General features: G+C 45.5%; 12 protein-coding genes and 1 pseudogene. 1 reads left to right on the top strand and 12 read right to left on the bottom strand.

The features are described from left to right. The 9 genes from glyS to rpsU form a co-directional block, all read right to left on the bottom strand. A partial coding sequence (glyS, locus tag V7Z60_RS06885) for a glycine--tRNA ligase subunit beta (protein WP_334117100.1) occupies positions 1-2,062 on the bottom strand: 2,062 nt, incomplete at its 3' end. Further along, positions 2,062-2,979, bottom strand: coding sequence for a glycine--tRNA ligase subunit alpha (gene glyQ, locus V7Z60_RS06880; RefSeq protein ID WP_334117099.1), 918 nt, complete (start codon positions 2,977-2,979; stop codon positions 2,062-2,064). The genes glyS and glyQ, both read right to left, overlap by 1 nt. A 283-nt stretch (positions 2,980-3,262) precedes the next feature. Then, positions 3,263-4,057 carry a DNA repair protein RecO gene (gene recO / locus V7Z60_RS06875; protein ID WP_334117098.1) on the bottom strand — a complete coding sequence of 265 codons (795 nt, stop codon included), beginning with the start codon at positions 4,055-4,057 and terminating at the stop codon, positions 3,263-3,265. 57 nt (positions 4,058-4,114) lie between these two features. Beyond that, positions 4,115-5,017, bottom strand: a complete 903-nt coding sequence (gene era, locus V7Z60_RS06870) for a GTPase Era (RefSeq protein WP_334117097.1) — start codon at positions 5,015-5,017, stop codon at positions 4,115-4,117. 26 nt (positions 5,018-5,043) lie between these two features. Further along, positions 5,044-5,457, bottom strand: a complete 414-nt coding sequence (locus tag V7Z60_RS06865; protein ID WP_334117101.1) for a diacylglycerol kinase family protein — start codon at positions 5,455-5,457, stop codon at positions 5,044-5,046. Next, complete coding sequence (ybeY, locus tag V7Z60_RS06860; RefSeq protein ID WP_334117096.1) at positions 5,441-5,920, bottom strand: rRNA maturation RNase YbeY; 480 nt, start codon at positions 5,918-5,920, stop codon at positions 5,441-5,443. The genes V7Z60_RS06865 and ybeY overlap by 17 nt, the downstream gene beginning before the upstream one ends. A 5-nt stretch (positions 5,921-5,925) precedes the next feature. Then, positions 5,926-6,909 (bottom strand): PhoH family protein, encoded by a 984-nt coding sequence (locus tag V7Z60_RS06855; protein WP_334117095.1) that lies wholly within the window; start codon positions 6,907-6,909, stop codon positions 5,926-5,928. Positions 6,910-7,100: 191 nt separating this feature from the next. Beyond that, positions 7,101-7,544, bottom strand: a complete 444-nt coding sequence (locus tag V7Z60_RS06850; RefSeq protein ID WP_334117094.1) for a GatB/YqeY domain-containing protein — start codon at positions 7,542-7,544, stop codon at positions 7,101-7,103. 22 nt (positions 7,545-7,566) lie between these two features. Continuing rightward, positions 7,567-7,752 (bottom strand): 30S ribosomal protein S21, encoded by a 186-nt coding sequence (rpsU, locus tag V7Z60_RS06845; RefSeq protein WP_003694124.1) that lies wholly within the window; start codon positions 7,750-7,752, stop codon positions 7,567-7,569. Positions 7,753-7,979: 227 nt separating this feature from the next. Between rpsU and V7Z60_RS06840 the strand changes: the two genes are divergently transcribed. After that, a complete protein-coding gene (locus tag V7Z60_RS06840) occupies positions 7,980-8,798 on the top strand; it encodes a pyruvate, water dikinase regulatory protein (protein WP_334117093.1) in 819 nt (272 codons plus the stop codon). 98 nt (positions 8,799-8,896) lie between these two features. On the opposite strand, the gene V7Z60_RS06835 is transcribed toward V7Z60_RS06840, so the two are convergent. The 3 genes and pseudogenes from V7Z60_RS06835 to V7Z60_RS06825 form a co-directional block, all read right to left on the bottom strand. Beyond that, entirely contained in the window at positions 8,897-9,799 is a 903-nt protein-coding gene (locus tag V7Z60_RS06835) for a deoxyribonuclease IV (RefSeq protein WP_334117092.1), read from the bottom strand. A gap of 77 nt (positions 9,800-9,876) precedes the next feature. Then, positions 9,877-10,647, bottom strand: coding sequence for a hypothetical protein (locus V7Z60_RS06830; protein WP_334117091.1), 771 nt, complete (start codon positions 10,645-10,647; stop codon positions 9,877-9,879). 287 nt (positions 10,648-10,934) lie between these two features. Beyond that, positions 10,935-11,157 (bottom strand): annotated as a pseudogene (locus tag V7Z60_RS06825) (glycosyltransferase family 2 protein); the annotation flags it as partial.

The following is an 11,157-nucleotide window of genomic DNA, read 5'->3' as shown; positions in this document are numbered from 1 at the left end:
CTTCAAGCGAACCGAAGGCGCTTGTCAGATTGCTGAGCAGAACAAGCTGACTCAAACGATTGTGCTTGACCTTTTCATCGTCAGCCATGACCATCGTCGCATCGAAGTATTCGCTGATTGCGCCCTTCAAACCATGCAGGGACTGATACTTGTCCTCGTATGATTTGCAGCAATAACCTGTTTGAGCCTTTTCACATGCATCATGGAGCTTCTTTTCAGCATCGTTTTCAAACAACGATTCATCGACCGAGACATCTTCAAAATCAGCCTTTTCTGCCAAACGGGAAACACGGGTCAAAGCTTCGATTGTTTCCTTGAAATCATCATCTGAGGCGTGTTTCGTCAGAGTTTCTGCAGCTTCAAGAACCGAAACGAACTCATTGTCCCTGTTTGCAAGAGCAGCAGCCAGGGCATCCCTGCTGACGTCGTGGTTTGAACCAATGATTTGAGCAACGCGGTCAAACATGAAGTCCTTAACGTTTGCGTAATTCTTTTCAGGATTGATATTCGCATAAAGATCGCTGCGTTCCCTGAATGAGAACATGATTGCCTCATGCAACAAAGGAACAGACAATTTCCATCCCTTGTCAAGCGCGATTCTGACGATTCCAAGAGCTTGACGCCTTAAGGCATACGGATCGTTCGAACCGCTCGGTATCATTCCTGCAGAAAAGAATGCCTGAATGCTGTCAGCCTTGTCTGCAACCGAAAGAACCGCCCCAATCGTTGATTCAGGAAGGGCTCCTTCAGAACTCGTCGGCATGTACTCTTCACGCATTGCGGAAGCAACGGAATCCGTCTCGCCGAACAGGGAAGCGTAGATCTCGCCCATCACGCCCTGCAACTCAGAAAATTCGCCGACCATTCCGGTTACAAGATCAAATTTGTAGATCATTGCAGCACGCTTCAAATCTGCAAGCTGCGTCTCATTGAGCCCGAGATGCTTGCCAAGATAAGCCGCAATCAAAGCGACACGCTCCATCTTTTCATAAATCGTCCCGATTTTATCATGGAACATGACCTTTTTCAGACGTTCGACATACTCTGAAATTGTCTGCTTCTGGTCTTCTTCATAGAAGAACCTGGCGTCTTCAAGACGAGCCGTCAACACCTTTTCATTGCCTGAAACGACGTTTTCGAGATAAGCATCGTTGCCGTTTCTTACGGAAACGAAGTGCGGCAAAAGTTTGCCATCAGAGTCTTCGACGTAGAAATATCTCTGGTTGTCCTTCATTGAAGTAATTAAGACTGCATCCGGAACAGAAAGATACTTTTCATCGAAGGAACCGGCAAAAACAGTCGGGTATTCAACTAAGTTGTTGACTTCTTCCAAAAGATCGGGATCAACGACAATGTTCCACGAATTCTTCTTGGCAAGTTCCTCAATCTGAGTCATGATGAGTTCCCTGCGTTCCCCGGCATCAGCAATAACCATTTCCTGCTTTAAGCATTCAGGATATGCATCCGCATTCCTTACTTCGACTTCTTTTCCCAGAAATCTGTGCCCCTGTGATTTCCGGCCGGCTTCAAGTTTCAGAACCTTAAAGGAGACAATCTCGTCATCAAGCAATGAAACAATCCATCGAATCGGCCGGACGTACTCAAAGTCATTTGACCCCCAACGCATCATCGTCGGGAATTTCATCCCCATTACGACTTCCTTTACAGACGTCAATACTTCCTTTGCGGACTTGCCGGCAATGAATTTCTTGACGTAGACGTACTCAACACCCTTTAACTCCTGGAAGAACAGTTCATCGACGCTCACGCCTTGTCCGCGTGCGAATCCCTGAGCAGCCTTCGACCAGTTACCTTCATTGTCATAGGCAATCTTTTTTGCAGGTCCCTTGGCCAGTTCCTCGATGTCTTCCTGCCTGTCGGCAAGACCGATAACCTTAAGCGCCAAACGACGCGGTGTTGAGTATGCTTCTATTTTCTCGAAACTGAGACGATTTTCCTTTAAAAAGGAGGTCATGCGTTCAACCAGCTGATTAATGCTTGGCGTGACGACATGTGCCGGAATTTCTTCCAGACCAATCTCAAGCAAATAATTATGTGCCATTATTTATCCTCCTTCAGCAATTCCTGACGCAGCTTTTCATCTTTAATGAGCGGGAAGCCAAGTTTCCTGCGTTCTTCAATAAACGCCTTGGCGACTGACTTGGCCATGTTGCGAATTCGAGCAAGATAGCCGGCACGTTCTGTAACCGAAACAGCACCGCGGGCATCCAGCAGGTTGAACGTGTGGCTGCATTTCAGGATATAATCATAAGCCGGGTGAACCAGGCCGTTTGCGATCTGCTTTTTCGCTTCCGTTTCATACGTATCAAACATTTTCAAAAGCATTTCCTGATTGCTTTCCTCAAAAGCGTATTTTGAATGCTCATATTCCGGTTCTTTAAAGATGTCGCCGTATTTGACGCCGTCGGCCCATTCAAGATCAAAGACCGAGTTGACTTCCTGAATGTAAGACGAAAGCCTTTCAAGTCCATACGTTACTTCAACGGCAACGGGGCGGACTTCCAAACCGCCGACCTGTTGGAAATAGGTAAACTGAGTGATTTCCATCCCGTCAAGCCAGACTTCCCAGCCTACTCCGGCGCATCCCATTGAAGGATTTTCCCAGTTGTCCTCGACAAAACGAATATCGTGTTCCCTGGAATCGATTCCCAGGGACTTGAGCGAATCAAGGTAAAGATCCTGGATATTTGAAGGATTCGGTTTCATGATCACCTGAAATTGGTGGTGCTGAAATAAACGGTTGGGATTTTCCCCATAACGTCCGTCAGCCGGACGACGTGACGGTTCAACGTAAGCAACGTTCCACGGTTCAGGTCCGATTGCACGTAAAAACGTGTACGGGCTCATCGTTCCGGCACCTTTTTCATTGTCGTAAGCCTGCATGAGCATGCAGCCTTGCTTAGCCCAGAATTGTTGCAAGGTCAAAATAATGTCTTGCATCGCTAATTTTTTAGCCATAAGGCAAAGTCCTCCTAAAAATTTATTGCGAAAACAACCAGCTCAATCGCATAAAAAAAGTCCCTATGCGACGCCTGTGGTCACATAGGGACGACTTTTCGCAAATCGCGGTTCCACCCTACTTCTAGTTTTGCCTAGCAGCTTAATTTCGTCAAGACTCAAAAAGCGCCAGTCAAACGACAGTCATCATCTGCTCACACCTTCTCAGACTCGCTTGGCATGACACGTCGCCGACTTTCTTTTCTCAACGTCTTTCTATTCGATTGACCTTAGAATAGTTTAATTATTCAGTTTTGTCAAGTCCTTTTTCAAGGACAAAGTCAAAAGAAGTCATTTCATTCAAGAACTTCTTAGCTGGAACGTACAGTCCGACTTGATCGTCATAAATCACGTCGAGTGCCCTCTTGATGTTCATGCTCGTTTCTTCGCTGAGATTGATGCTTTTCAAAACGTCCAGGTCAATATCAGACAAATAGCGTAAGAAGTACATCGTCTTTTCATCAAGATGCAGACGATTTTGATCAAGATGCCAATGATTTTTGCAAAGAATTCCTCCATAACTTTCGGAATAGTCAAAAGAAGAGCGCTGATTTCCGCAAACCGCACAAAAGCGCCATTCAGGAGCAACGCCAAAAAGTTCCAGCATCTGGATTTCCATGATGCTTACAATAACCAAAGGATTAAAGCCCTGATCAATCAGCTGCAGCGCCCGTTCAATTTTTCTGTACCACTGAGCTGACAAAATACAGTCATCCCTGACTGCTGCTTCTCCCAGGCCCAGTACATATGACGCATAGGCATTCAGCATGATATCGTTAAAGATATTCTGATATTGATCAATTTCCTTTCCGGCACTGAGGTATGACAGCCCGTCATCATTGATGCTGCCGAGATATCGCCCGTGCGAAAAGGGCAGAATGATTGCACCAAGCCTGAAGCCGCGCTTTTTAGCGCCGCGAATATAAAATGTCTTATAGCCATATCGATTCGTCAGAATTTTGACAAGCAGATCCCTTTCCTTGTAGTCTCTCTTTGAAACCACGATGCCTGAAAATTCTTCGCCCTGATGCAAAACCACGATGATTCCTCCTTAAAGACGGCGGAGTCAAAACCTCGTTTCAACTCCGCCCAAAAATCAATAATCGTCCTGCTTGTATCCAAGCGATCTCAAGTCTATCTGGCGATCCTTCCAATTTGGCATGACTTTGACCCAAAGTTCCAGATAAACCTTGTCGCCCATCATAAGCTCAATGTCTTTTCTTGCCTTGACCCCGATTGTCTTGAGCATTTTGCCTCCCTTTCCGATAATGATGCCCTTTTGACTCGCGCGTTCAACGATAATCGTGGCCTGAATCAAAATCTTTTCCTCATTGCGGCGCTTGATTCGGTCGACAACGACCGCAACCGAATGCGGAACTTCTTCCCTTGTAAGTTCCAGGACTTTTTCGCGGATGAGTTCGCCGGCAATGAATCTTTCCGGATGATCCGTAACCTGATCCGTCGGGTAGTATTGCGGACCTTCAGGCAGGTCCTTGATCAGCGTATCGATAAACTCCTGACAATTATTGCCCTGAAGCGCAGAAATCGGGAACACGTCTTTAAAATCCAGTGCTCCGCGGTAGTCGTCCATCACTTCCAGAAGGTGATCCGGATGAATCCGGTCAATTTTGTTGATTGCCAGATAGATTGGTTTCCTGACGTTCTTGAGACGCTCAATGATGAAGTCATCGCCACGGCCGCGCCTCTGCTCTGCATTTACCATAAAAATCACCGCATCAACCTCATTTAACGTTGAAAGAGCCGATTCGACCATAAAATCGCCCAGACGGCTTTGCGGCTTATGAATACCCGGCGTATCAATGAAAACAATCTGAGCATCATCAGTCGTATAAATTCCTTGAATCTTGTTGCGCGTGGTTTGAGCCTTATCGCTCATGATGGCAATTTTCTGGCCGATAATCCGATTCAAAAAAGTTGACTTCCCGACGTTGGGACGCCCTAATATGGCAATAAAGCCTGAATGAAATTTGTTATCCAAAGATTTTCTTCCTCACATTCATTAATCTAAAACAGCAATCCCCAGATTTTAGGCACAAAAATAACCGCACCGACAATCACCGAAAACACAGCTGCCAAAAGCACTCCGCCTGCAGCAGTATCCTTTGCTTTCTTGGCCAGGGGATGCTTCTTATATTCACTGGCGAGATCAACGGCATTTTCAATCGCCGTATTCCAAACCTCGCTTGCCAAAACAAAAAATATGCTCAATAAAAGCCAAAGCCACTCGTTTGCCGAAACATGAAACAGCCCCCCCATGATTACGACCACAATCACCGAGCCAACATGAAAACGCAGATTGCGTTCCTCACGATAAGCTGTCACCAGTCCCTCTACCGCATATTTGAAAGAGCTGACAAAGTGACGGTTTTTCCAACGGCTAACGAACTTTGAACGTTTCTTGCTATCTCGTAAGCCCATAGGCGTCAAGAATCTCTCGTTGAAGACCAAACATTTCCTTTTCGTCTTCTTCCTTCATGTGGTCGTATCCGTTCAAATGCAAAAATCCGTGAACAACCAGGAAGCCTAGTTCACGCTCCTCCGAATGTCCCAAATATTCGGCCTGTTCTTTGACCTTATCCATCGAAACCATGATGTCGCCAATATTTTTGGGAATGTCGAACTCCTCACCTTCAGGCAAAATAATCGGGGTTTCGTCGGGATCGTCTTCTTCGATTGCAAAGCTGATGACATCCGTTGGTTTGTCGACTCCGCGATATTTCTTATTGATTTCATGAATATGGTCATTGTCCATCAAAGTGACCGACATTTCCGTATTTTCGGGAAGCTTGAGAAAGCTGCCCGCAAAGTTCAAAATATCTTCAATCAGTTTGATTCTTTCCTCAGGAACATTCTTCGTGTCGTCATAAATTTCCAAATCCATTGATGCTAGTCCTCATTTTCTATTTTATTATGCTTTTCATAGGCACTGATAATCTCCGAAACGACAGGATGCCGCACGACGTCAGCGGCATCAAAATGAACGAAACCGATATGCGGAAGACTGCCTAACACATTCTCCGCATCGACAAGTCCGCTTTGCTTATGTCCGGCGGGCAGGTCGATTTGCGTCTTGTCGCCATTGACAATCATTTTCGACCCAAAGCCAAGACGCGTCAAGAACATCTTCATCTGCGCCCTTGTCGTATTCTGCGCTTCATCCAAAATCACGAAGGCATTCTCAAGCGTCCGTCCGCGCATGTAAGCCAAAGGAGCAATTTCGATGATTCCGCGCTCAATCAATCTTTCAGTATGTTCCGCACCAAGAATCGAATTCAACGCATCGTAAATCGGACGCAGATAAGGATCAACCTTTTCCTTCAGATCTCCCGGAAGAAAGCCAAGCGATTCTCCGGCCTCGACTGCGGGTCGCGTCAGCACCAACCGTTCGACTTCATGCCGTTTCAATGCCGCAACTGCCATCACGACGGCCAGATACGTCTTCCCCGTTCCGGCAGGACCGATTCCAAAGACAAGATCGTTATGCCTGACTGCCTGAACGTATTGACGTTGGCTGTAATTCTTTACGCGAATGCTCCGGCCTTTGCGATCTTTGACCAAAGTATCCGTATAAAGATCCTGAAAGTACTCCAGCGTTCCCTTTTCGGCCATCGTCATCGCCGAAACGACGTCAGCATCGCTGATCGTAACGCCCTTTTTCAAAAGTTCAGCCAGCTGCCCGAAAATTTCCTTCGCTTCCGAAACGTCATCCTGACTGCCCTTGATCTTGACATGATCTCCGAAAGAGCTGACGATAACGTTTTTTCCTTCTTCAATCAGCTTCAAATAAGCATCATTGATTCCGAAAAGCGAAACTGCCATCTGCGGATCAGCAAGCGTAAATTCTTCTTCAATTACGGTTCCTTCTGACAAATAAGAGCACCCCTTTTGCCGCGGCAGAGTCGTCCTGGAAATGAGCACATTGAGCCTTCCAGACACCGAATCGGCCGCTGCTTCTTTGAAATATGATTCTCACCTATATGTATTATACTTATCGTAAGCCATTTTAGCAAACCGCAGACAAAAAAAGCCAGGGAATTTCTTCCCTGGCTCCAGGACACCCGTTAACCGAGCAGTTCCTTAACCGTGGCGTTAATCAGCTTGCCGTCAGCCTTGCCTTTGAGCTTAGGCATCACGGCGCCCATGACTTTGCCGAAATCAGCCTTAGACGTTGCCCCAACCGCTTTGATTGTTTCTTCAACAACGGCCTTTACATCGTCTGCACTCAATTGAGCAGGCATATAGCCTTGCACAACTGCGATTTCGTCCTCAAGTTCCCGGACTGAATCGTCACGTCCAGCAGCTTTCGATTCTTCAAGAGAATCCTTACGTTGCTTCAATTCACGAGATAACACGCCGACTTCCTCGTCAGGAGTCAAATCATGTCCAACGCTGATCTGCTCATTTTGAACTGCAGCTTTAAGCATTCGAACAGTCTTCAAACGATTCCTGTCCTTGGCCTTCATGGCTGCAACCATATCCTTTTGCAATGAATCCAATAAACTCATCACAACCTGCCTCCTCTAGAAACTAGAAACGACGCTTGTTCTTGCGCTTTCTTGCTGCTTCGGACTTTTTCTTACGTTTTACACTTGGCTTCTCGTAAAATTCACGTTTCCGATATTCTTGCAAAGTACCTGTTTTTGAAACGGAACGTTTGAAGCGACGAAGAGCGTCATCAAGAGATTCGTTTTTACGAACGACTGTCTTTGACATGGTTGTTTCCCTCCCTCCGAGCTTAAATGTAACCGTCTTATTGTCTATTTTGTATATCACAAACATCAACAGTTCCTTTTCATTATACATAAATGAGAATATCGCGTCAATATAACTTTAACAACTTCTTAATTTATTTAGCAAAATTTATTTATTTTGATGAATAATTCCGGCAAATATAGTATAATAGAGTTAAAGAAAGCGTTTACCGAAAGGAGAGACACCCTATGTCAAACGACAACGTAATCAATGTTTATATTATTTCCGATTCCCTTGGCGAAACGGGCAACAACCTCGCTCAGGCGGCCATCGTTCAATTTCCGAAAGCAGCTTTTAAGGTTCATCGCTATCCACTGATCAAAACGATTTCGATTCTGACGGGTATCTTGCATAAAGCCACACGTGAAAATGCGATTATAGTGCACACTTTTTCAGATAATGAACTTTCGGCTTTTGCAAACAGCTACTGCAAGGAAAACAATCTTGCAGTCATCGATGCATTAAGTGGCATCATTGATCTTCTGGCAAGGCGTACCGGAGACGAACCACTTCATAAAGCCGGAATCAATCACAACACTGATCACGAATACTTCAAGCGCATTGAAGCCATCGAATTTGCCGTAACTTACGACGACGGCAAGGATCCGTCAGGTTTCCTGAAAGCAGACATCGTCCTTCTGGGCGTTTCAAGAACTTCCAAAACGCCCTTGTCCTTGTTCCTCGCAAATCGCGGCTATAAAGTTGCCAACCTTCCGCTGGTTCCGAAGACTCGCATTCCTGACCAGATTTATCAAGTTGACCCAAAGAAGATTTTCGGCCTGACCAATGATCCGTCAATTTTGAACAATATCAGAAGAGAGCGCATGATTTCCTACGGCCTGAATCCTGATACGAATTATTCCAATATGGACAATATTCAGGCCGAGCTCGACTTTGCCATGGATCTCTACAAGAAACTCGGCTGCCCGATCATCAATGTTGCCAACAAGTCGATTGAAGAAACCGCAACTCTCATTACGGAAAGTCTCGAAGAAAACGAGGACTGATTTCGCGTAAAATTCAATTTCGCATTCAAAGACATCATTAGAGGTCAAAAAAGCCGTCACGCATTTTGTGTGGCGGTTTTTTTCGGCATGCATTTCTTTTACAAAGAACCCTGGTTTTCCTTTATCTTCTCCAGCATCTCCGGATTAAAAGCCTGTTTCCTGAGCATTGCAATCTCATATGCGTACGGTGCAAACGAATTCTTCCTGTCTTCTCCGACGTATGGCGTTTCCATAATTTTCGGTACGTCTTCCAGCTGTGGATGATGGGCAATATAATTCAAGGAATCGAAGCCGATTGTTCCAAAACCGATGTTTGCGTGCCGGTCCTTATGAGCGCCGCATTCATTCCTTGAATCGTTGAGATGAACGACTTTCAGTCTCTTCAGCCCGATTATTCGATCAAATTCACTCAAAACGTCATCAAAGCCGTTTTTGACGTCATAACCGGCATCGTTTGCGTGACAGGTATCGAACGTAACGCTCAGGCGGTCGTTTTCACTGCATTTATCAATGATTTCGGCCAGTTCTTCAAACGTTCGCCCAATTTCCGTTCCTTTGCCCGCCATCGTCTCCAACGCAACGCTGACGTCTTTTGACGCTTTCAGCGCCTCATCCAGCCCGTGCGCAATGTTTTCGATGGCAGCCTTTGCTCCAAGGCCGACGTGAGCTCCGGGATGAAGCGTGACCTGTTTTGCTCCGAGCGCATCTGCCCGCTTGAGTTCGTTCGCCAAAAATTCGATTGCAAATTCATATTTGTCCTGATCTTTGTTATTGCCAAGATTGACGATATATGGCGCATGCACGACTACTTCTTCAATGCCGTGATCTTCCATATATTTCCTTCCTTCTTCGATTCTCATCACAGACAAGTCTTTTCTGACAGTGTTTTGCGGTGCACCTGTATAAACCATCATGGCATCTGCTCCATACGACGCCGCTTCTTTTGCGGATCCCAGAAACATCTCCTTGCCGCGCATCTTGACATGCGATCCGAGTTTCATTATTCAACCGCCTTTCATATAAAAAATCCAGGAAGCTTCCTTCCTGGATTCATTCTAACATTCAACTCTAAATTTTGCTAATCTGCGAACCATACAGTCAAGGTCGAATTGTAGCAGGCCTGTTCGCATGTCTGCCAGCCGGCGCTGTGCTGTGCCAGCTTGTTTGCAACGACTTCGAGACCCGTTCCGTCATTCTTTACGCCATACATGATTTCTGAAACATGCAGCACGCGCCCGTTGATGACGACTTCACTTCCGACATGCAGGCTGCCCAGCTGGCTGTGTGCTGCGCCCATCATTTCAAACAGATAATAGTTCGGAAGAGAAGTCCAGGCATAAACGTTGCCGTCTGCCGGAACCGATCCCGTACCACTGAAGCTTCTAATCGGATATGAATGTCCGTTCAGGCAGAAACCGCTCGTTTGAGCCGGTTGCTGTGAAGAAGAAGCTGACTGCTGCGACTGGGACTGCGTCGCCTGAGACGATGCGGCCTGACTCTGTGACGTCTGCGAAGACTGCTGCGTTGCCGTTTGAGCTTGCGTCGCTGCCTGAGAGGAACTCTGGGCAGCACTGCTTGAACTTGCAACCGATGAACTTTGAGCAACGCTGCTTGAAGATTCGGAAACAGACGCAGCCTCAGTTGAGGAAGTTTCAGAGACCGTTTCCTTTTTTACTGAATAATCAGCCTTTTTTTCCGACGTTTCCTTCCTGGAAACGCTCTTCGTTTCTGTCTTTTCATGAGCGAGTGCGGCAAACGTGTCACGGCATGCATAGACTTGTGAACCTCCGATTGCAGCAACTACAACCGAGAGTGCGATGAGCGCCTTTGTATTCTTCAAAATATTCATAGCAAATACCTCCCGATTAATCTCATATCTTTTTACAAGTCTCATTATGCCAAGTCAAAGTTAAGAAAACATGAATGCAAATGACAGTTTTTAAGTGAATATTTCAGTTAAAAACAACATATTCAATTTATTATCGATGCAAATTTGAAATAAAAGTTGCATAACTGCTTGAAAAATCCGCTGATGATCGTTTCAAATTCATAATTACGCAATATTCTGATTCGCATATCAGAAAAGGTACCTACAAATCCCGCTAAAACAGGATTTGTAGGTACCTTTTGAATCATCTAAATTATTAACATTTTGAGAATTAATTTATTGAACGTCTTCAAATAAATATTCTGTGGCGAATCCCACTTTATATATTTATTCTTCTTCCACTCTTTAAAATGAATATCAATAAATTCCATGACTTTTACGATCAGGTCATGCCTTACCCTTCTATCCTTGATCGGCCTGATTTTTCTCAGCATGACGTTGCCCAGCAGGTTGCGGACGAAACGATATTCA

This window comes from Ligilactobacillus sp. (genome assembly GCF_036846325.1).
Classification (GTDB): domain Bacteria; phylum Bacillota; class Bacilli; order Lactobacillales; family Lactobacillaceae; genus Ligilactobacillus.
Note: the sequence above shows the minus strand (reverse complement) of the source record. Positions and strands in the feature narration are given on the sequence as shown.

What these genes read in the sequence shown, in the direction of transcription:
- V7Z60_RS06835 (WP_334117092.1), bottom strand. Translation starts at nt 9,799, where the DNA reads ATGAAACTCGGATCGCATGTCAAGATGCGCGGCAAGGAGATGTTTCTG.
- glyQ (WP_334117099.1), bottom strand. Translation starts at nt 2,979, where the DNA reads ATGGCTAAAAAATTAGCGATGCAAGACATTATTTTGACCTTGCAACAA.
- V7Z60_RS06850 (WP_334117094.1), bottom strand. Translation starts at nt 7,544, where the DNA reads ATGAGTTTATTGGATTCATTGCAAAAGGATATGGTTGCAGCCATGAAG.
- V7Z60_RS06830 (WP_334117091.1), bottom strand. Translation starts at nt 10,647, where the DNA reads ATGAATATTTTGAAGAATACAAAGGCGCTCATCGCACTCTCGGTTGTA.
- V7Z60_RS06865 (WP_334117101.1), bottom strand. Translation starts at nt 5,457, where the DNA reads ATGGGCTTACGAGATAGCAAGAAACGTTCAAAGTTCGTTAGCCGTTGG.
- V7Z60_RS06840 (WP_334117093.1), top strand. Translation starts at nt 7,980, where the DNA reads ATGTCAAACGACAACGTAATCAATGTTTATATTATTTCCGATTCCCTT.
- rpsU (WP_003694124.1), bottom strand. Translation starts at nt 7,752, where the DNA reads ATGTCAAAGACAGTCGTTCGTAAAAACGAATCTCTTGATGACGCTCTT.
- ybeY (WP_334117096.1), bottom strand. Translation starts at nt 5,920, where the DNA reads ATGGATTTGGAAATTTATGACGACACGAAGAATGTTCCTGAGGAAAGA.